16 protein-coding genes are annotated in these 21025 nt (G+C 74.6%); 2 read left to right on the forward strand and 14 right to left on the reverse strand.

All coding sequences use genetic code 11. The features are described from left to right. Positions 1 to 17 precede the first annotated feature (17 nt). Entirely contained in the window at positions 18 to 602 is a 585-nt protein-coding gene (locus tag LX83_RS00385) for a GNAT family N-acetyltransferase (protein WP_253765699.1), read from the forward strand. Between the two features lie 58 nt (positions 603 to 660). On the opposite strand, the gene LX83_RS00390 is transcribed toward LX83_RS00385, so the two are convergent. Beyond that, positions 661 to 1302 carry a dihydrofolate reductase family protein gene (locus tag LX83_RS00390; RefSeq protein WP_253765701.1) on the reverse strand — a complete coding sequence of 214 codons (642 nt, stop codon included), beginning with the start codon at positions 1300 to 1302 and terminating at the stop codon, positions 661 to 663. Positions 1303 to 1452: 150 nt separating this feature from the next. Continuing rightward, on the reverse strand, positions 1453 to 4257 hold the full coding sequence (locus LX83_RS00395; RefSeq protein ID WP_253765703.1) for an AfsR/SARP family transcriptional regulator: 2805 nt from the start codon (positions 4255 to 4257) through the stop codon (positions 1453 to 1455). Between the two features lie 221 nt (positions 4258 to 4478). Between LX83_RS00395 and LX83_RS00400 the strand changes: the two genes are divergently transcribed. Then, complete coding sequence (locus LX83_RS00400) at positions 4479 to 4901, forward strand: hypothetical protein (protein WP_253765705.1); 423 nt, start codon at positions 4479 to 4481, stop codon at positions 4899 to 4901. 67 nt (positions 4902 to 4968) lie between these two features. Here LX83_RS00400 and LX83_RS00405 read toward each other — a convergent pair whose 3' ends face one another. From LX83_RS00405 to LX83_RS00460, 12 genes are all read right to left on the reverse strand, one after another. Beyond that, positions 4969 to 6126: a serine hydrolase domain-containing protein gene (locus tag LX83_RS00405; protein WP_253765706.1), complete on the reverse strand. Its 1158-nt coding sequence runs from the start codon at positions 6124 to 6126 to the stop codon at positions 4969 to 4971. Next, positions 6123 to 7058, reverse strand: coding sequence for a WXG100 family type VII secretion target (locus tag LX83_RS00410; protein WP_253765708.1), 936 nt, complete (start codon positions 7056 to 7058; stop codon positions 6123 to 6125). The genes LX83_RS00405 and LX83_RS00410 overlap by 4 nt, the downstream gene beginning before the upstream one ends. Further along, the gene (locus LX83_RS00415; RefSeq protein ID WP_253765710.1) at positions 7055 to 7366 is read right to left on the reverse strand and encodes a hypothetical protein; all 312 of its coding nucleotides are present in this window, start codon (positions 7364 to 7366) and stop codon (positions 7055 to 7057) included. The genes LX83_RS00410 and LX83_RS00415 overlap by 4 nt, the downstream gene beginning before the upstream one ends. Next, positions 7363 to 7710: a YbaB/EbfC family nucleoid-associated protein gene (locus tag LX83_RS00420; protein WP_253765711.1), complete on the reverse strand. Its 348-nt coding sequence runs from the start codon at positions 7708 to 7710 to the stop codon at positions 7363 to 7365. The genes LX83_RS00415 and LX83_RS00420 overlap by 4 nt, the downstream gene beginning before the upstream one ends. A gap of 23 nt (positions 7711 to 7733) precedes the next feature. Further along, positions 7734 to 8534, reverse strand: coding sequence for an ESX secretion-associated protein EspG (locus LX83_RS00425; protein ID WP_253765713.1), 801 nt, complete (start codon positions 8532 to 8534; stop codon positions 7734 to 7736). Continuing rightward, on the reverse strand, positions 8531 to 8878 hold the full coding sequence (locus tag LX83_RS00430) for a hypothetical protein (RefSeq protein WP_253765715.1): 348 nt from the start codon (positions 8876 to 8878) through the stop codon (positions 8531 to 8533). The genes LX83_RS00425 and LX83_RS00430 overlap by 4 nt, the downstream gene beginning before the upstream one ends. Further along, entirely contained in the window at positions 8875 to 10143 is a 1269-nt protein-coding gene (locus tag LX83_RS00435; RefSeq protein ID WP_253765716.1) for a hypothetical protein, read from the reverse strand. The genes LX83_RS00430 and LX83_RS00435 overlap by 4 nt, the downstream gene beginning before the upstream one ends. A 258-nt stretch (positions 10144 to 10401) precedes the next feature. Next, the gene (locus tag LX83_RS00440) at positions 10402 to 11169 is read right to left on the reverse strand and encodes a class I SAM-dependent methyltransferase (protein WP_253765718.1); all 768 of its coding nucleotides are present in this window, start codon (positions 11167 to 11169) and stop codon (positions 10402 to 10404) included. After that, positions 11166 to 12890, reverse strand: a complete 1725-nt coding sequence (locus LX83_RS00445; RefSeq protein ID WP_253765720.1) for an ABC transporter ATP-binding protein — start codon at positions 12888 to 12890, stop codon at positions 11166 to 11168. The genes LX83_RS00440 and LX83_RS00445 overlap by 4 nt, the downstream gene beginning before the upstream one ends. Further along, on the reverse strand, positions 12883 to 14616 hold the full coding sequence (locus LX83_RS00450; RefSeq protein ID WP_253765722.1) for an ABC transporter ATP-binding protein: 1734 nt from the start codon (positions 14614 to 14616) through the stop codon (positions 12883 to 12885). Before LX83_RS00450 ends, LX83_RS00445 begins: the two co-directional genes overlap by 8 nt. Next, the gene (locus tag LX83_RS00455) at positions 14613 to 15584 is read right to left on the reverse strand and encodes an ABC transporter substrate-binding protein (protein ID WP_253765724.1); all 972 of its coding nucleotides are present in this window, start codon (positions 15582 to 15584) and stop codon (positions 14613 to 14615) included. The genes LX83_RS00450 and LX83_RS00455 overlap by 4 nt, the downstream gene beginning before the upstream one ends. A gap of 92 nt (positions 15585 to 15676) precedes the next feature. Beyond that, on the reverse strand, positions 15677 to 21022 hold the full coding sequence (locus LX83_RS00460) for a non-ribosomal peptide synthetase (protein WP_253765726.1): 5346 nt from the start codon (positions 21020 to 21022) through the stop codon (positions 15677 to 15679). Between the last annotated feature and the right edge of the window lie 3 nt (positions 21023 to 21025).

The raw sequence follows: 21025 nt of genomic DNA on the forward strand, positions 1-21025 counted from the left end.
CGTTGTGGAGGGTGCGGATGTTCGCGATGTCGCTGGGAGACGGTGCTGAGCTGCGACCGCTGGAGCCCTGGCGGGCCGAGGAACTGCTGTCGCACATGGAGCGTGGGCGCGAGTTCGTCGGCCAGCACATCAAGCTGGCCGACGCCGTGACCGACGTTGACTCGGCGCGCCGGTGGCTCCAGTCCTATGCGGACAAGGCCGCGGCCGACGCCGGTGGGGTGTACGGGATCTGGCTGGACGGGTTGCTCGTCGGCGGGGTGCTGTTCCGGGTCTTCGACGCGGTCACGGGCAACTGCGAGATCGGCTGCTGGCTGGAGCCGGCGGCCGCCGGGCGCGGGCTGGTGACCAGGGCGGCCCGCGTGCTCATCGACTGGGCGCTGCACGAGCGCGGCATGCACCGGGTGGAGTGGCGGGCGTCGTCGGCGAACACCCCGAGCATCAACGTGGCGAAGCGGCTGGGCATGAGCCGGGACGGAGTGCTGCGGGAGAGCGGGGTCCACCGGGGTGTCCGCCAGGACATCGAGATCTGGTCGGTGCTCGCGTCCGAGTGGGACGGTCCGTCCCCGACTCGTGCGGACCTCGGCGCTGGGCACGGCCGCTGACCTCGACCCGGCAGCGGTACCGGGCCCGGCGGTCCCGGTACCGGCCTGCGCCCTCGGGTCACCTCCGCCAGAACAGGTGGTGGATCACGCCGCTCGGGCTGGGCACGACGTCGAGGTGGAACCGGTCGAGCAGTTCGTCGGGTGACTCCCAGAGCCGCACCCCGGAGCCGAGTTCCACCGGCGAGACCGCCACGTGCATGGTGTCGACGAGGTCGGCGTCGAGGAACTGCCGGACGGTAGCGGGCCCGCCACCGAGCCGGACGTCCTTGCCCTGTGCCGCCTCCCGCGCCCGTTCGAGGACCGTGGCCGGATCGCCGGCGACGAAGTGGAACGTGGTGTCGGACAGGGTGAACGAGGGCCGCTCGTGGTGGGTCAGCACGAACACCGGGGTGTGGAACGGCGGCTCGTCACCCCACCAGCCGCGCCAGTCGTGGTCGCGCCAGGGGCCGCGCTGCGGACCGAACTTGTTGCGGCCCATGATCTCGGCGCCGATGTTGCGGGCGTGGTCGCGCGTGAAGTAGTCGTCGAGGCCGCGGCTGCCACCGGGGTCGGTGCGCATGGGCCAACTCGCCGTGGCACCGGCCCAGGCGAACATGTCGCCGGGGTCGGCCCCGAACGGGCGCTCCAGGCTCTGGTGTTCACCGGCCCCGAATCCGTCCCGCGAGACGTTGAAGTTCTGGACCCTCAGCAGTTGGCTCACGTGGTTCCTCCTTGTTGTTGATGGTGTGGACCACGCGGGCGGAACGGACTCATCGGCGCGATGGGCCGACAGCCGGGAGGTGTCGATCACACCGGACACGGCGCCGTGACCGCCGGGCCGGGCCGGTGCTGGTGCTCGTGCCCTCGCCGCTCAGTCCCGCGCGTCGAGGTCGTCGAGCTGGCGCCGGACCCGCGCGGCGTCCTCGTCGCGTTGCTGTTCCCGGTACAGCTCCAGCGCTTCCCGCCACCCGGCGCGCGCCGGGTCGTGCTGGCCGAGCGCGGCGTGCGCGTGGCCGAGGCGGTCGAGGGTGTCGGCGACCTCGTAGGTGTGGCCGCTGGCGCGGTGCTGGGCGAGGGCTTGCTGGTAGTGGTCCACGGCCTGGGCGTGCCGACCGGTGTGGTGGTCGATGTAGCCGAGGCTGTCCAGGGTGTGCGCCTCGCCGTTGTGGTCGTGGTGGCGTCGGTGCAGGCGGAGGGCGGCCTGGCAGTGGGCACGCGCGGTGTCGTACTCGCCGAGGCGGGCCGCGCACCAGCCGACCGCGTTGAGCGCGTCGGCTTCCCACACCGGGTTGTCCAGGGCGCGGTAGACGTCCAGTGCGCGCTGGGCGTGTTCGAGTGCGCGCCGGTTCTCCCCCCGCCGCGCCCAGGCCCAGGCGAGATCGCGGTGGACCGCGGCCTGCTGGACGCTGTCCTGCTGGTGTTCGGCCAGCACGAGGGCTTGCCGCAGGTGCCACGTCGCCTCCTCGGCCTCGCCCACCCAGGCGTGCGCGAAACCGAGGCGTCGATGCGCGACAACGTGGTTGACGAGGTCGGGCAGGTGGTTGGCGGCCTCAAGCGCGGCCCGCCAGACGGCGAGGGCGTCGTGGTGGTGCCCGCGCCGGCCGTGGAAGCTGGTCAGCGCCCAGGCCAGCTGCCACACCACCGGATACCGGTGGTGGGCCAGGGCGGTGTGCTGGGCCGCCAGCAGGTGGGGGTGCTCCCGCTGCAGCCAGGCCAGCGCGGCCGGGTGGTCCGGCAGCGGGTGGGGCTGCGCGTTGGCGGCGATCGGGGCGAGGTCGATGGGCTGGCGGTGCGGGCTGAGCAGGCGCTCAGCCGCGTAGCAGGTGTGCAGGTAGAAGTCCACGACCCGGGCCAGCGCCGCCTGCCGCACCGGCTCGGGCAGGTCGTGGGCGGTGCTGGCGGCGTAGGCGCGGACCAGGTCGTGCATGGTGTAGCGGCCGGGGAGGTGCTCCTCGATCAGGAAGGCGTCCCGCAGGGCGCGCAGTGCCGTGCGGGTCCGCCGCGCGGACAGCCCGGCGAGCGCGGCCGCGGCCGCCAGGCTGATGTCGGGACCGGGGGCGATGCCCAGCAGCGCGAACACCGTCCACTGCTCGGTGGTCAGGGCGCGCCGGGACCAGGACAGCACGGTGGGCAGGCTGGCGGCGGGATCGTCGTCGTCGAGGGCGTCCAGGCCCAGGCCGCGCAGTTCGGCGGCCGCGGCCGTCAGCGACGTGTGGGGGTGGGTCTGGGCGTGGGCGGCGACGATGCTCAACGCCAGGGGGAATCCGCCGCACAGCCGGATGATCTCGTCCACCGCCTCGGGTTCGGCGTGCACGCGGTCGGCGCCGACGCGGTTGACGAGCAGGGCGCGGGCCTCGGCTTCGGTGAGCACGTCCAGCGACAGCTGCCGGGCGCCGTGCCCGATGACCAGGCCGGACAGCCGGCTGCGGCTGGTCACCAGCACGGTGCAGGTCCGGCTGCCTGGCAGCAGCGGGGTGAGCTGGCTGGTGTCTGCGGCGTTGTCCAACATGATCAGCATGCGCCGGTCGGCCACCAGGCTGCGGAACAGCGCGGCCTGCGCGTGCGGGTCGACCGGGATGCGGTTGTCGGCCACCCCGAGGGCGTCGAGGAACCCGCGCACCGCCACGGCCGGGTTCATCGGTTCGCTGTCCGGGCTGAAGCCCCGCAGGTCCGCGAACAGCTGCCCGTCGGGGAACCGGTCGAGCCGGCGGTGGGCCCAGTGCAGGGCGAGCCAGGTCTTGCCGATCCCGCCGGCGCCGCCGATGGCGAAGATGACCAACGTCTGGGCGTCGCTCGCGGCGTCCAGCCGGGCCAGTTCCCCCTCGCGGCCGATGAACGGCGTGGGAGCGGCGGGCAGCTGGCGGGGCACTGAGGCGGAGCCGGTCTCCCCGGGGAAGCGGACCGCGGCGGTCAGGGCGGGATCGGCGGTGAGGATGCGCTGGTGCAGCCGCTGCAGCGCCGGGCAGGGGTCGGTGCCCAGCTCCTCGGCCAGCCGCCGCCGGGTGCGCTGGTAGTGCTCCAGGGCGTCGGCCTGGCGTCCGCTGCGGTACAGGGCCAGCATCACCTGTCCGGCCAGGCGTTCGTCGAGCGGGTCCTCGGCGGTGCGCGCGGTCAGCTCGGGCAGCACATCGGCGTGCCGGCCGCGGTCCAGTGCCCAGTCGGTCCGGTCGGCCTGGGCGGCGGTGCGCTCCTGGCGCAGGCTGTCCCGCACCGACCGCGCCCACGGGGTGTCCAACTCGGCCAGTGGCTCGCCGCGCCACAGCGCCAGCGCCTCGTCCGCCAGTTCCAGTGCACGTCGCGGCTCACCGCTGCCTCGGGCCTCGGCGAGCAGCCGGCGGAAGCGGTGCAGGTCCACGCTGTCCGGGTCGGCGGTCAACGCGTAGCCGTGGTCACGCCACGTGATCGTGATCCCGGTCCGGGCCAGTGCCCGGCGCAGGTTGGACACGTAGGTCCGCAACACCGACCGCGCCCGGGCGGGCGGGTGCCCACCCCAGACCCGGTCGATCAGCCCTTCCGCCGGCACCACCCTGTTGACGTCGAACAACAGCACCGCCAGCACCGCCTTCTGCCGGGCGTGCCCGAGTGGTACCGGTGCGCCGGACAGGCGGACGTCCAGCGTGCCAAGCACCGCCGCGGCGACGTCCGCCGGCGTGCCCTGCTCCCGCTCCCCCGTCATCGTTCCTGTGTACCGAGTGTGACCAGGTGATTCAACGCAGATTGGACCGGTGCTGAACCACGGGGCGCCACAGTGGGTGTCGATCGGCCCGAACCGGGCGGTCACCGGACGCGAACCGCGATCGGGGCAAACACCCGCGGTGCTCGACCGCGGGGATCGGATCACTGTCGAGCACCGCGACACCATCGATTGATCGGGAGGGTCTCTCCGTGGCAAGACTGTTGCGAACCCTGATAGGCCTGGCGTTCGTCCTGGGGGTGGCCGGGGTCGCCGTACCGGGCACGGCGTCGGCCGCGGCCGCCGACTACCCCACCGCCTACCTCACCAAGACCCAGTACCTGGCGCGCAACCCCGACCCCGGGCTGCCCGACTCCTGCGCGGAACGCGACATCACCCTGGCCGCGGGGCGCTACAACTGGGGCTTCCGGGCGGGCAGCAGCAGCCCGGTCGCCCGGGAGATCAGGCTCGGCGCCGGCACGTACCGCTGGTCGACCTGCCTGAACCCGGACGGCGACGGCTACCTCCACACCTCGGTGCTGCTTCCGCGCAACCCCGACTGGGATCCGGCTTCGATCGGCTGGTCGTGGAATCCCAGCTCGTCCGGCACCTACACGTGGGGCTCGTTCCTCGACCCGCTGTTCTGAGCGAGCACACCGGCGTCGGCACGGCGGGCGGGACCGCCGTGCCGACGCCGGGCGTTCCGGGCCGGGATCACCCGCGCTGTTCCGCCGCTCCGGTCTCGCACAGCGCCGCGTCGATGACGTCATAACGGGTCGGCGTGGTGTCGTTGCTGACCATGGCGTTGGTCACCAGCGAGGCGAACCGCCCGTCGTCGGTGACCATGGTCAGCGAGGTGTGGCCGGTGGGGATGTCCCCGCCGTGGCCCCACGCCTCGCCACCGCAGGACAGGGCGATGTGCGTGAGGCCGAGCCCGTAGCGGAGGCGCGGAGCCTGCGGCACCACCACGGTCTGGCGCATCTGGGCCAGGGCCTGGTCGGAGACCACCTTGCCGTCGGCGAGCGCCCGCTCGAACGCGACCAGGTCAGGCTGGGTGGACGTGATCGCGCCGGCGGTGCTGTACTGCGACATCTCCAGGCTGAAGGTCTTCTCGTACCAGAAGAACAGCGGCCCCAGCCGGCCGCCCTCGTATCCGGGCAGGTACGGGGTGGCGAGGGACCGGTCACCCGGGGCCGGGAACGTGGTCTCGGCCAGGCCGAGCGGGTGGATGATCCGGTTGGTGATGACCGTGCGGGCGTCCTGACCGGTGAGCCGTTCGATCAGCATGCCGGCCAGGTAGTAGTTGACGTTGGAGTAGCCGTAGCTGGTGCCCGGGGCGAACTGCGGCGGGTTGGCCAGTCCGGCGCGGACCAGCTCGGCCAGTGCGTAGGTGCCGTCCGGGTTGGCCCGCACGGCCCCGAGCGTGCTCGCGATCCCACTGGTGTGCCGCAGGATCTGCCGCACGGTGATCACGTTGCCGTCGTAGCCGTTGCCCGCCACCACCCCGGGCAGGTACCGCTCGATCGGCGCGTCCAGGTCGACCAGACCCTCGTCGACCAGTTGCAGCACCACCGCGGCGGTGAACGTCTTGGTCTGGCTGCCGACGCGGAAGTGGTCGGTGGGCTGGATCGGCCGGGCCGTGGACGCGCTCGCCGACCCGCTGCTCAGGTTCCACGTGCCGGAGCCGTCGCCGGCGTACACCGCCGCGCCCGGCCCCGCGTGCGCCAGGTACTGGTCCAGCAGCGCCTTGGTCCTGGCGTGCTGGTCGGCCTGCTGCTCCCGCGCCTCCGCCTGCGCTGGCGCTGGTGCCACCAGTGCGACCGCGACCGCGAGCACGGCCGCCCACCGCCACCTGTTGCTGTTCCCGCTCACGCCCGCTCCTCCCGCTGTTGGTCCTGCTGCTGGTCCTGTTGGCCGTGCCGCTGCTCCCGCCGCTGCCCGGCCGTGGTGCCGCCCTGGGTGCTCTGCTGGCTGATCCGCGTGAGCACCTGCTTGACCAGGCCCATGACGGCGATCGCCCCGTCGACGAGCTTGAGCAGGTTCTGCCCGCTGGCCAGCAGGGCGGCGAGTTTGCCGGCGATGCGCTGCCCGTAGTCCACGGCGATCTGCACGCACTGCGGGATCGCCGCCGCGATGCTCTGGCCGAAGGTCGCCGCGGCCGCGGCCACCGCCTGGGTCATGATCGGCACGATCTGGCCGACGGCCTCGGTGACCAGTCCGGTGACGATGCCGACGACCTGCGCGACCACCTCGCCCGCGCCGGACAGCGCGCTGGCCACGGTGGTGCTGGACGAACCGAGCGCGGCGAGCCCGTCGGCGTACTGCGCGCCGGCCTCGCGGTAGCCCGACGCTGCCTGCCCCGACCAGGCGTCCGTGTCCTTGCTGGCCGCCTGCCGGTAGTGCTCCGCGGTGTCCGCCACGTCCTGCCCGGCGCTGGCGAACTCCTGGGCGCCTGACGAGACCGGCTCGGGGTTGCCGCGCAGCTGGTCGAGTGGCTCCTGCAGGATCGACAACAGCGGGGTCAGCCAGCCCAGACCGGCGTCGGCCAGCGCGGACAGCGGGCTCGCCGCCGAGCCGACGAGGTCGACCGACGCGCTCGCGGTGGCGCTGATCTCGGCGGAGAGCCAGTCCTTGGCGCGCACGGCGTCGCCGGTGCCGGTCAGCTCGGCGAGCAGCTCGGCGACGGCGTGCGGCGCCTGCGCGGAGCCGTCCGGCCGACTGGCGGTGTCCGCGGTGTCCGCGGTGTCCGCGCTGACCGCGGTGTCCGCGCTGACCGTGGCGTCCGCGGTGACCGTGGCGTTCACCGCGCCCCCTCCTGGCTGAAGGCAACCGCGTTCTGGTCCTCGACCAGCCGGTACGCCTGGACGGTGCGGCTCAGGCCGGAACTCATCTCGTCGGTGGTGGCCGCCGCGTGCGCGATGGCCGAGGCGGCCTCGCTCATGGCGGTCTGCAGCCCGGCGGTGAGGAACTGGGCGAACGCGCCGAGCGGCTGGTCACCGAGGGCGTTGGGCATGCGTGCGGCCACGTCGGAGAGCTGGTTGGCGAGGTCGGCGAGGCTGCCGGCGTGCCCGTCGAGCTGGTCGAGATCCACGTGGTAGTAGTTCGCCGTCATCGGCCGACCTCCCCCGACAGGTGCGCGCTGACCTGGTCGAACGCGGGTCCCTCGCCCAGGTACTCGCGCATGATCTCGCTGACCCGGCCGCTGGCGGCCTGCTGCGCCTGCCGGGCGGTGGCCAGGATCAGCCGCGCCAGGTGGTCGGCGCCGTACGTGCGGGCCGCCGGGGTGAGGGTGAGATCGGTGAGCGCTCCGGCGGCGTTGACCGTCACCGTGACCTCACCGCGCGGCGAGGTGGCGCTGCCCCCGGCCTGCCGCAGGTTCTCACTCGCCGCTCGGGCGCCCTCCGCCGCGCTCGCGAGCCGGTTCTCGTAGCCGGCCAGCCACTGTGCGGGGTCCACTGTGCACTCCTTTCCGTCCGTGTTCACCAAGGTTCGCTGGCGGTCGCGGCCGCCCTGTCCACCGCGAGTCGGAACTGCCGGTGCCCCAACGGGTTCACGCTGGTCCAGCCGTCGCTGGCGTCGACCCGCACCCGCCCGGCCGGACTGTCCAACCAGGACAGTTCAGTGCCCGCGCGGACGCTGCCAGCGCCCGTCCGCCTGGTCGCGCCGAGCTGTCCTCGGCCGGCGACGGTGGACAGCAGACCGGTCAGCGCGTCGAGCACGTCGGGATCGCCGCCCTGACCGCGGATGAACTCGCGCACCCGCGAGCGCGTCAACGGGTCGTCGCCGGCGCTGTCCACCAACCGCAGCGCGTCGCCCACCACGCCCGGTGGCAGGGTGATCGGCAGCGTCTGCGCCGCCGGCACGTCCGGCACCACCGCGGTCAGCTCGTCGGCCAGCGCGGTCTGCGCGACCCGGCGGACCGCGACCGTGCTCGCCTCCCCGCCCAGGGACTGGCCGCAGACCAGCGCAAAGGTCTGGTAGACCAGCGCGACGACACCGGTCACCGTGCCCGCGCCGACGACCACGAGGTCGACCGCGCCCCGGTGTTCGCGCAACGCCGTGACCAGGTCGGCGGCCACCCCGCGCGGCGCCAGGTCGTCGGCGAGGCCGCGGGCGGCCAGCGCGCGCCCCGCCTCGGCCAGCTGGGCGTCCCGCTCGGCGGCGAACCGCCCGAACGACGGCACGCGCAGCGGGTACGGCAGCGGCACACCGGCATGGGTGGCGAGCAGGTCCAGCTCCACGAGGTCGAACCGCGCCGCCGTGGCGCACCCGCCCGTCATGTCAGGGCCTCCCCCGCCGCCCGCAACGTCCACCGGATGTCGGACTCACCGTCCTGGTACGCCAGCAGGGTCGCGGTCAGGGCCTGCCGGAAGCTGTCCAGCTCGGCGGTTGCCGCGTCCACCTCGCCGGTCAGGCCGGACCGGCCGGCCGCCTCGCGCAGCTGCTCGGCCAGGTGCAGCGCGGGTGGCGCGGTGCCGAGCATCGGCAGGCGCTCGGCCAGCCGGCTCGCGGACGACACCAGTTCGGCGGTCTCGTCCGCGAGCGCGGTGAGTTCCGCGATCCGCGCGCTGAGTTCGTCCGGTTCAAGCCGGTACCCGCGCCGGGAGTGCCGGTCGGAGGTCACTGGTCCACCTCCGTGGGGTGCGCCCCGATGACCGGGCCCGCCGTCCGCGTGTCCACGGTGAACAACCCGTGGTCCATCACGGGCATCCGGTTGTGGTGCAGTTCGTCGTCGCTGGTCGTGCCGCGCTGGCCGACCGGCGGCACCACACCGCCGCCGGGGTTCGTCGCCCGCCCGGCGGCCGGCTCCACCGCCGCCGGGGTGCCGTGCGCGGTGGGCACGCCGGCCGGGACCCGCGTGCCCACCGAACCGCCCGGGCCGGGCGGCTGCTGGCCGCGGCCGACCAGCCGGTCCCAGGGCACTCCGCCGCCCCGCGCGCTGTCCGCCGGAAACCACGCCCCACCTCGGCCGGGCAGCCCGCTCGCCGCTGGCAGCCCGGTCGTCGCTGGCAGCCGGTCCACCCCGACCGGCGGTCGGTCCACGCCGTAGGTCCTGGCGGTGGCGGCACCGGGCGCCGCGATCAGCTGGCCGCCGCCCCGCAGGCTCGACTCGTAGACCCGCATCGCGTGGACGGCCTGGGCCTTGGCCTGGCTGGCCGCCGCGTCCGTGGCGTACATGCTCGTCCCGGCGGTGGCCAGCGCACCGAACGCCGAGCCCATCCCGGTCGCGGACGTCGTGCTCGACGGCGGCGCGCCGATCACGAAGTACCAGCCGAAACCGCCCCCGCCCCCGGTGCCGGTCGCCGCCGAGGGCGCGGTCGGCACGGTCGGCACGGTCGGCAGCGCGAACGGCGTTGACTGCGCGGTCGGCACGGTCGGCAGCGCGAACGGCGTGGCCGGCACAGTGGGCAGCGCGAACGGCGTTGGCTGCGCGGTGGACACGGGTTGCGCGGTGGACATGGGCTGGGTGGCCGGTGCGGTGCCGCCGGGCACGCCGGACGGCGGCGGCAGCATGGACCGGGCCAGGGCGAGCGCGTCACCGGCCTGCTGCGCGGCCGCGGCGCGGGCGCTGATGGCGTCGATCCGGTCGGCCAGCTCCCCCAGCCGGGTCGCGGCCAGTTCGGCCGCCTCGCCCTGCCAGTTCTCCCCCAGCGCGGCCTGCTGCTCACGCAGCCGCACCGCGTGCTCGGCCAGCGCGGAGCTGTGCCGCCGCCACTCCTCGGCGATCGCGCCGACATCGGCGACGTCCGCGTCCTGCCACAGCATCTGGTACAGCTCTTCGTGGGTGTACGCGTCCCAGTTCACGCCGTCCGCCGGAACCGGCTCGGTGCCGCGGCCCGCGCCCACCCGGGGTGGCTCGGCTGCTTCCCCCGGCACTCTCGAAGTCACCTGGACATCCCCTCTCTCCGACACCGGCCGAAACCGTCGAACGTGACGGCGTCGATGGTCGGGGCGGGGGCCTCCGGTAACCAGGACACGCACCGGCCATATATGTCCGGTCACCCTGACCAGCGGAAACAGCGCGGTGGAGTTCCTGGTGCGGTGGGACGACGAGTGGTCGCGCGGGCGCCGCACCGGGGTGTGTGGTGTGTCAACGGAGAATCGCGCGCACTGCCCGGCTCCGGGTGCCGCGCGGGCCGCGCGGCGTCAGCGGGCCGGACGGCGCCGCGCGGCGATCAGCAGGCGTGGGGTGCTGGGCAGCACCGGGCGGGTTTCCCTGGCCTCGGCGATCAGCACGGCCGCCGCGGTCTGCCCCATCTCCTCGGCGAGTTGGCGCCGGTGGGCGAGGATGCCCCGGTACACCGCGAGCTGGCGGCTCAGCCAGTCCGGGGTCTCCTCGCGCACCAGCACGTCCAGGCCCGCCTCGGCCAGCAGCGCCCGGTGGTCGAGGTAGGCGGGCTCCCAGGTGGTGAACACGAACCGGCCGCCCAGGGTGAGCACCCGGGCCACCTCGGTCATGGCCGCTGGTTTGTCCCACACCATCCACAGGGCGTCCACGCTCATCACCGCGTCGCAGGACGCGGCAGGCAGTCCGGTGGCGGTGAAGCTGCCGACGGCGAAACGCGCCCGGGCCCGGCCCAGTTCCGCGCTCCGCTCGGCCGCCTCGGCCACGGCGGCGGCCACCACGTCCACCCCGACCAGGGACACGTCCAGTTCGCCGGCCACCCACAGGCCCGGGCCGCCCCGGCCGCAGCCGATGTCGGCCAGCCGCTGGCCGGGGCGCAGCCCGACCAGGTCGGCGATCCGGCGCAGGTCGGTGCGGGTGACGAAGCCGAACGGGTCGATCTCCTCGGGGTAGTCCGCCCCGTAGGCGTCCCGGTAGATCCGGCGCAGGGTGGCGCTGTCCCGCTGACGCCGCAGCACCTCGGTGTAGCGGGTCTCCGCCTGGCTGAACTCACCGGTGTGGCTGGTCACGGCATCTCTCCCCGGGGGTGGTCCAGGCGTCCCCAGTGCAGCCGCACGGCCTGCGGCATGCGCTCGATGGTCGCCGGGCGGTGGGCGATGACGATCAGGGTCCGGTCGGTGCGCAGCCGGTCGATCGCGCCCTCGACCCGCAGCGCGGTGTCCGGGTCGACGTCGGCGGTCGCCTCGTCGAGCACCAGCACGGCCGGGTCCACCAGCGCGGCCCGCAGCAGGCCGACCAGTTGCCGCTCGCCCGAGGACAGGTGCTCGCCGCGCGGCCCGACCGGGGTGTCCAGGCCGCGGGGCAGCCGCGCCACCCAACCGGTCAGGTCCAACTCGGCCACGGCCCGGTTCAGGTCGGCCCGGCTCGGGGCGGACGGCACGAGTTCCAGGTTCTCCGCCAGTGTCCCGGTGACCAGGTGCACCTGCTGCGGGATCAGCACGATCCTGGTGCGCAGCTCGGCCTCGGACAGCGCACGCAGGTCGGTGCCGGCGTAGCGGACCCGGCCCCGGTCCGGTTCGTAGAGCCCGGCCAGCAGCTTGGACAGGGTGGTCTTGCCCGAGCCGGTCGGCCCGACCAGCGCCACCCGGCTGCCGGCCGGGAACGACACCGACACGTCGTGCAGCACCGGCACGCCGTCCACGTAGGAGAAGCTGACGCCCTCGACGGCCAGTTCGCCCCGGGGCGGGGTCACCGGCGGAGCCGGGGCGGTGGCGGGGCTGGCCGCGGCGGCGGGCCGGCCCGGGGTGGTGGCGCGCAGCAGGTCGAGCAGTCGGGCGAAGGAGGTCCGGGAGGTCTGGGTGCGGGTGAGCAGCTGGGTCAGCTGGCTCACCGAGCTGAACAGCTGGCGCATGGCGAGCACGAACACCACGACCGTGCCGACGCTGATCGCGCCCCGCATGGCCAGCCAGCCGGCCGTCAGCAGCATCACGGCGTCGGCCACACCCTGCACGACCGTGACGGCACTGCTGCGGAACGCCACCCGCTGGGCGCGCCTGGCGGACTGGTGGAACCGGTCGTGGTCGGTGCCGATACGCTGGCGCAGCACCGCGCCCGCGCCGGCGGTCTGCACCAGTTCCGCGCTGGTGGTGGCCTCCTGGAAGGTGGCGGCCACCTCGGCCTGGGCGGCGGCCTGCGCGGCGAACGCCGGGGCCGCGGCCGTGGCGAAGGACCGCAGCAGCCACACGGTGGCCGGCAGGAACACCACGGCCAGCAGCAGGGTCAGCGGAACCGAGTAGCACAGCAGGACCACGACGGCGAAGACCAGGTAGCCGACCACGGCGAGCAGGTCGGGCAGGTCCGACCGGACGAAACCGGCCAGGTCGGCGATCTCGCTGGTGGCGCGGCGCAGCAGTTCGCCGGAGCGCTGGGCCTCGACGAACCGCAGGGACGCGGTGGCCAGGCGTTCGGCCACCAGGTCCCGCAGCCGCCGCACCACCCGCTCGCCGGCCCGCACCAGCAGGATCTCCGAGTGGCGCAGCAGCAGCATCCGGGCGAGCGCCAGGGCCAGGGCCAGCCCGGCCGCGCGCAGCATCCCGGTGCGGTCACCGGCCAGCACCAGGTCGGTGGCCCAGCCGATCACCGGGGGGATCAGCGCCAGCGTCAGGGTGGACAGGGTGGTCACCGCGACCGCGCCGGCGATCAGCCAGCGGTCCGGGCGCAGGTGCGGCCAGGCGCGCCGGCGCAGGTGGCGCTGGGACGGCGCCGGGGACAACACGCTCGTGTCAGCCATGGGCACGCACCACCGTGCCGGCCTGCTCGGGCTGCCCGGTTTCCCCGGCCTGCTCGGCCTGTTCGGGCGGCGCCGCCAGCGTGACCACGCGGTCGGCCGCGTCGAGCACGGCCTGGCGGTGGGTGACGAACACCGTGGTCACCGACGCGTTCTCGGGTTGTTCGGTCCAGGCGCGCAGCCGGCGCAGGATGGTCAGCTCGGTGTTCACGTCGATCGCCGAGGTCACGTCGTCGAGCACGAGCACCCGACCGCCGGCCAGCAGTCCCCTGGCCAGGGCGAGCCGCTGGAGCTGCCCGCCGGACAGGGTGGCGCCGCGCTCCCCCACGGCGGTGTCGTACCCGTCGGGCAGCGCCTCGATCTCGGTGTCGATGGCGGCCACCCGGCACGCCTCCCGCATCCGCTGGCGGTCCACGGCGTGGCCGCCCAGGTTGAGGTTGTCCGCGATGGTTCCGGACAGCATGGTCGGCCGCTGCGGCACGAACGTGACGCGGCTCCGGACGTCGGCCAGTGCCGCGCTCGTCAGGTCCACGCCGCCGTAGCTGACGGTGCCCTCCGCCGGGTCCGCCAGCCGGGGCAGCAGCCGGACCAGGCTCGACTTGCCCGATCCGAGCGGGCCGGTGAGGGCCACGAACTCGCCGGGGTCCACCCGCAGGCTGATCGGTTCGGTCCGCTGCCGGGTGCGCACCGCGCGCAGCTCCAGGCACCCGGTGGCGGGCAGCGCCACCGGGTGCGGCGGGTCGGTCACGCCGGGCGCGGTGCGCAGCACCTCGGTGATCCGGCGCGCCGAGGCCACGGCCTGGACGAGCTGGGTGACCCGGGTGGTGAGCATGCCGACCCAGCCGGAGAGCATGGTCATCCAACTGGTGAAGGCGACCAGCCCGCCGAGGGTCAGCTGGCCGGAGAGCACGGCGGTGCCGCCCACGGCGAGACCGATCGCGGTGCCGGCCGCCGGGATGAACGGCGCCTGGGCCGCCCAGTTCGCACCGATCCTGGCCACGGCGAGGGTGTGCGCGGTGATCTCGGCGCTGCGCCGGTGGTGGCGGTCCAGCAGGACCCGCTCGGCGCCGAGGCCGCGCACGGCCACGCTGCCGGTGAGCAGTTCCTCGACCGCGTCGGCCCGGGCGCTGTGCGCCGCGGCGAGTTCGCCGTTGGCGCGCGCGAAGACCTTCGGGTAGAGCACGCTGACCAGCACCACCAGCGGGACGGTGGCCAGGCCCACCGCGGCGAGCAGCGGGTCGAGCAGCGCGATGGCCACCACGATGGTGACCAACCCGCACAGGCCGGACACCAGCGAGGCGACACCGGCCAGCCAGGTGCGCACCACGTCGACGTCGCGGGTGCCCCGGGTGGCCAGGTCGCCGTGGCCGAACCGGGCGGCGGCCTGCCGGTCCAGGGTGAGCACGTGGTCGAGCAGGCGGGCGCGCAGCCGGTTGGCGGCCGAGGTGGAGTAGGACACCGCCGAGGCCAGCATGCCCATCAGGCCGAGCACGGACAGCAGGGTGGCGGTCACGATGATCACGGCCCAGCTGACCAGCGCGGTCGGGTTTCCGGGCAGCACGCCCTGGTCCAGGCCGCGCTTGACGAACTCGGGCAGGGCGATGGAGCCCGCCTGGTAGACCACGCCGGCCAGGATCGACCAGAGCACCGCCGGCCAGTGGTCGGCCACGGTGCCCCAGAGCAGGGCGAGGTCGCCGCGTCCCGGCCGGTCCTCGGGTGCTGGCCTCACGCCAGCCCCTGGAGGATCTTGTCGATGTCGCCGAGCGCGGCGGTGGCGATCCGGTAGGAGGCCACGCCGTAGTTGGGGATCGGGTGGAGCCGGCCGGCCCGGACCGCGGGCAGTTCCTGGAAGGTGGACTGGTTGAGCACATCCTGGACGGGCTGGCGGGGCTGGCCGGTGTAGGTCACCGGGTACACGATGACGTCGCAGTCGTTGAGCACGTTGAGCTGCTCGTAGGAGTACTGCTGGCCGTTGGCGGTCTGGCCGGCGGCCGCGGAGCCGAACTGCACCCCGGCGTCGGCGAGCACACCGCCGAGGGCGGAGCCGGCGAAGTTCAGCGTCCAGGTCCCGGTGTTGTTGCCCTGGGAGACGTAGGCCCACCTGGTGCTGGCGAGCGCGGCGGCGTGCCGCTGGCGCAGTTCCGCCGTCCTGGCCGCGTAGTCCTCGCGCAGCCGCTGTCCCTCGGCGTCCCTGCCGACGATGGGCGCGAGCCGGTCGGCGCACTCCCGCCAGAACTTGGCCTGGCTGCTGGAGAGCAGCACGACGGTGGGTGCGACGGCCTTCATCTGGTCGTAGACCGGCTGCATCTTGGACCGGCCGGAGACGTAGCCCATGGACACCACGAGGTCCGGTGCCAGGGTGGCGATCTCCTGGACGTTGGGCTGTCCGTTGGGGCCGATGGTGTGCACGTCGAGCAGGCTCCGGTAGTCCGGCGGCACCAGTTCCTCGGTGTACTCGCACACCCCGACCGGGGTGATGCCCAGGTCGGCCAGGATGAACGCGGGGTAGAAGTCGGCCGCGACCACGCGTTGCGGGTGCTGGGGGACGTCCACCTCGCCCAGGTCGGTGGCCACGCGGTGGGTCTGGCCGCTGGCCGGGTCCGCCGCGGTGTCGGTGTCGACGCCGCATGCCGTCAGCCCCACTGCCGCCGCTGACAGCAGGAAACCGCGTCGGGTGAGTTCGAGTCGTGGGCCCACGCTCGCTCCTGATCCGGCCCGTCAGGGCCATTCGCGCGCTACAACAGGAATAGACCTAACTAAAGTAAGGCTTACCTAATCGCAGGGCGGATTCACGTGTCAATTCGTGCTGGTTGACCGGGTGTGACCGCGGAGAGCAACGTCGCGGTCTCGGTCAGCAGCCGCTGTGCCGCGTCGCGGTCGAACAGCTCGGTGCGGTAGGCCAGCCGCAGATGGGGCCGGGTGCCCGGGGTCACCCACAGGGTCAGCGGGTGGTGCATGTTGTCCGCCCCGGTCAGCCGCACCACGCGCGGTCCGTCCGCGTCCACCGCGTCCCCCGCGCCGGGGTGGCCGGGGAAGTTCTCGAACACCAGCAGGGTGTCGAACAGCGGCTGGCCGCCCAGGGCGGCGGTGATCCGGTCCAGGCCGAGGTGCTGGTGGTCCAGTGTCCTGGCCCACGACTCCCGCAGCGCGGTCAGCGTGCGCGCGAACGGCTCGTCCGGGCGCAGGCGGACCCGCACCGGCACGGTGTTGACCAGCATGCCGATGGTCTGGGCGGTGTCGGACAGCTCGGGCGGACGGCCGGAGACGACCGCGCCGAACACCACGTCGCGCCGGCCGGTGTGCCTGGCCAGCACCGTGGCCCAGACGCCCTGGACCACGGTGTTCGGGGTGACCCCGACCTGCCGGGCGAGCTGGGTGAGCCGGTCGCCGGTCCGCTCGTCCAGTGTCGTGGTGAGCTGCGCCGGCACGGCCGGGGGCACGGCGGCGGCGCTGGGCGCCACCAGCGTTGGTCCGTCCAGTTCGGACAGTTCCGCCAGCCAGGCGCGCAGCGCGGCGCGCTCGTCCTGGCGGGCCCGCCAGGCCAGGAAGTTCCGGTAGCCGCTGGCCGGCTCGGGCCGCTCGTCCCCGCGATGGAGCGCCAGCAGCTCCCGCACCAGCACCGGCACCGACCAGCCGTCCAGCAGCAGGTGGTGCCCGGTGACAACCAGGCGGTGCCGGTCCGGGCCAGTCCGGGCGAGCAGGAAGCGCAACAGCCCCGGCGTGGTGGGGTCGACCTCCTGCGCGCGCTCGGCCGCGGTCACCCGACCGATCTCGGTGTCGTCGTGGCCGGTCAGGTCGATCTCCCGCCACGGCGTCGGCACGTCGCCGTGCACCACCTGGACGGGGGTGCCCGACCGGGTGCGGGTGAAGCTGACCCGCAGGCTCGGCTGCCGGCGCAGCAGCCGCCCCACCGCGGCGCGCAGCCGGGCCGGGTCCACGTCGCCGGCCAGGTCCACCACGGTCTGCACGGTGTACACGCGCCGGCCCGTCGTGCCGGCCTCGGCCAGCCGGAACAGCTGCTCCTGCATCGGTGTCTGCGGCCACACGTCGACCAGGTCCGGGCGGGTGGCGGCCAGCTGGTCGATGTCGGCCTGGTCCAGGGCCACCAGCGGGAAGTCCGCCGGGCTGTGGCCGCCGGCACCGGTGCGCCCGGCGTGGCCGACCAGGGCCCGCAGCGCGCGGAACCACCACTCGGCCAGCTCGCGCACCTCGTCCTCGGTGAGGATCTTCCCGGCGAACGACCACCGCGCGGCCAGTTCCGGCCCGTCCGGCCCGGACCTGGCCAGTGCGTTCACCTCGACCACGTGCGGCACCGGCATGGTGGGGTCCAGCGCGCCGCCCAGTGCCGCCGCCTCGGGTGCGGTGGCCCACGCCCCGGTCACGGCGCCGCCCACGTCGGGCCGGCCCAGGTAGTTGAAGCCGAGCTGCGGCCGGGGGTGGCCGGCCAGCACCGCGCGGGTGTCCGGACGCAGGTGCCGCAGCAGGCCGTAGCCGACGCCGTTGTCCGGCACCGCGCGCAGCCGCTCCTTGACCCGCCGCAGCACCGCGCCCGCGGCCGGGCCGCCGGCCAGCGCGTCGGTCAGCTCGGCGGCCGACACGTCGAGGCGGAGGGGGAACACGCTGGTGAACCAGCCCACCGTGCGGGTCAGGTCGACACCGGGCAGCACCTGCTCCTCCCGGCCGTGGCCCTCCAGTTCGACCACGGTGGGCGCGGCCACCGGCTGGCCGCGGTCGCGCCGCCACGCGGCGACCGCGATGGCCAGCCCGGCGAGCAGCACGTCGGTCACGCCGGCGTGGAAGGCGGCGGGCACGGTGGTCAGCAGCGGGGTGGTGAACTCGGCGGGCAGGGTCGCCGAGACCTGGCCCATGGTCGCCACGGTGTCGACGACCGGGTCGCGGTCGCGCTGTCCGAGCGCGGCGCCGCCGTCCCCGAGCATCCCCGTCCAGGTGTCCAGCTCGGCCCGGCGCGCGGCGGTGTCCGCGTGCTCCCGCAGCCGGCGGGCCCAGGTGCGGAAGGACGTGCCGACCCGGGGCAGCGCGGCCGGCCGGCCGGCCGCGCACGCCGTCCACGCGGCGGCCAGATCGGCGCGCAGGATCCGCCAGGACACGCCGTCCACGACCAGGTGGTGTGCGACCAGCAGCAGCCGACCCTCCTCGGCGCCCCGGTCGAACCACACGCAGCGCACCAGCTCGCCGTCGTGCGGGGCGAGCGCGTCGAACGCGGCCCGGCTCCCGGCGGCCAGGGCCGCGGGCAGCTCCGCCTCGGCGCGGCCGGTCAGGTCCACCCGGGTGAACACCGACCCGGCCGGCACCGCGCCCGGCGGACGCACCCGCAGCGCCCACCCGCCGGCGCCGTCGCCGACCACGGTGGCGCGCAGCAGGTCGTGGTGGTCGAGCAGCGCCTGGAGCGCGGCCGTCAGCACGGGGACGTCGGTGGGTGGGACGCGCAGCAGCACGGACTGGCCGAACCGGTCGGGCACCGGGCCGTCCTCGGCCAGGCGGCACAGCACCGGCGTGGCCGCGACCAGCCCCACCCCCGCCTCGGCGGGCTCGGCCTCGGCCGGCTCGGTGAGGTCCTCGGCCAGCTCGGCCAACCGGGCCACGGTCCTGCCCTCGAACACCTGGCGCGGGGAGATGCGCAGGCCCTCGGCCCTGGCTCGGCTGGTGAGCTGGATGGAGATGATGCTGTCGCCGCCCAGTTCGAAGAAGCTGTCCTCGGCGCCCACCTCGGGCAGGCCGAGGATCTCGGCGAACAGCCTGGCGAGCAGGTGCTCGCGCGGGCCGGCTGGCGGGCGGGAACCGGCCGGCCGGGCCAGGTCGGGCGCGGGCAGCGCGGCCCGGTCCACCTTGCCGGTGGTGGTCGTCGGCAGCCGGTCCAGCACCACGAACGCGGCCGGCACCATGTAGTCGGGCAGCACCTGGGCGACCCGCGCGCGCAGCGCGGCCACGTCGACAGCGGCGGCCGGGTCGGCCGGCACCACGTAACCCACCAGCCGCCGCACACCTGGCTGGTCCTCGCGCACCGCGGCCACGGCGTGCGCCACCCCGTCCTGGGCGGCCACGGCCGCCTCCACCTCGCCGAGTTCGATCCGGAAACCGCGGACCTTGACCTGGTCGTCCACCCGGCCGAGGAAGTCCAGCTCGCCGGTGTCGCGCCAGCGGGCGCGGTCGCCGGTGCGGTACATGCGCGCGCCCGGCGTCCCGAACGGGTCGGCCACGAACCGGCCGGCGGTCAACCCGTGCCGGGCGTGGTAGCCGCGGGCCAGCCCGACGCCACCGAGGTACAGCTCCCCGGGCACGCCCACCGGCACCGGCCGGAGGAAGGCGTCCAGCACGTAGGCCCGCACCCCGGGGTCGGGTCGGCCGATCGGCACCGGGCCGGGCCGCCAGTCCGGGCCGTGCACCCAGCTGGTGGCGTTCACCGTGGCCTCGGTCGGCCCGTAGAAGTTGATCAGCCGGTGGCGCGCGCCGAACCGGGTCACCAGCTCCGGCGGCATCCGCTCGGCGCCCACGGCCAGCACGGTGCCGGCGGGCAGCGGGCAGTCGGGGGGCAGCATGCCGGCGAACGAGGGCGGCACGTTGACCACGGTCACCCGGTGTCGGCGCACGTACTCGACGAACGGCTCGCCCGGCAGCCGCACCTCCTCCGGGGCGACCACCAGCACACCGCCGACCACCAGCGGGATCATCAGCTGCCAGAACGCCAGGTCGAAGCTGATCGAGACGAAGTGCAGCAGCCGGGTGTGCTGGTCGGCGGCCAGCACCTGCCGCTGGGTGGCCAGCAGCTTGCCCACGCCCTCGTGGGTGACGACCACGCCCTTGGGCCGGCCGGTGGAGCCGGACGTGTAGATGAGGTAGGCGGCGTTGTGCGGGCGCAGTGGGGCGCGGCGGTCGGCATCGGTGGGTGCGGTGCGGGGCGGCGGGTCGCCGGCGTCCGCGTCCAGCAGCACCAGCCGCGTCCCTGGCGGCCAGGGCAGCCGGTCGGCCAGGGCCGACACGGTGACCACCGCGACCGGGGCGGCCTCCGCCAGCACCGTGCTGACGCGCTGGTCGGGGTGGTCCGGGTCGATCGGCAGGTAGGCGGCGCCCGCCTTGAGCACGCCCAGCACCGCGGTGATCATCGCGGCCGAGCGGGGCACGGCGATCGCGACCACCTGCTCGGGGCCGGCTCCGGCGCGGATCAGCCGGTGGGCGAGGCGGTTGGCCCCGGCGGCCAGTTCCGCGTAGCTCAGCTCGGTGTCCTGGCAGACCAGCGCGGTGCGCTCGGGCGTGCGGGCCACCTGCGCGTCGAACAGGTCGGGCAGGGTCACCAGGTCGGGCGGTGGCGCGGTGTCCCGCCGGTGCGGCAGCTGGTCCAGTTCGGTCTGGTCGAGCAGGTCGAGTTCGCTCACCCGGCGCTGCGGCGCGGCGGCGGCCGAGTCGAACAGCCGGGTCAGCCACCTGGCGAACCGCTCGACCGTGCCGCGGTCGAACAGGTCGACCGCGTAGTTCAGCAGGCCGGTGATCTCGGCGTCGCGGTGGTCGCTGAGCACGACGGTGAGGTCGAAGCGGGCGGTCTCCACCGGTGTGTTCACCGCGGTGGTGTCCAGTCCGGGCAGGGTCACGTCCGCGCCGCCGCCGGCGCGGTAGACCACCATGACCTGGAACAGGGGGTGGCGGGCCAGCGAGCGCTGCGGGCTGAGCACGTCCACCAACCGCTCGAACGGCACGTCCTGGTGCGCGTAGGCGGCCAGGTCCGCCTCCCGCACCCGCGCCACCAACTCCCGGAACGACGGATCCCCCGACACGTCCGTGCGCAACACCAACGTGTTCACGAAGAACCCGACCAACTCGTCCAACGCCTCATCGGTGCGCCCGGCCACCGGCGCCCCCAGTGGGATGTCCGTGCCCGCGCCCAACCGGCTCAACAGCGCGGCCACCCCGGCCTGCACCACCATGAACACACTCGCCCCGCACTCGGCGGCGAGCTGGCGCAGCCGGTGGCTGGTCGCCGCGCCCAGCCGCAGCGGCACGGCCGCGCCCCGGGTGCTGGCGACCGGTGGTCGGGGTCGGTCGCGGGGCAGGTCCAGCTCCTCGGGCAGCCCGGCCAACGCCCGCCGCCAGAACCCCACCTGCCGCGACAGATGACCACCCACTCC

This window comes from Goodfellowiella coeruleoviolacea (assembly GCF_024171785.1).
Taxonomy (GTDB): domain Bacteria; phylum Actinomycetota; class Actinomycetes; order Mycobacteriales; family Pseudonocardiaceae; genus Goodfellowiella; species Goodfellowiella coeruleoviolacea.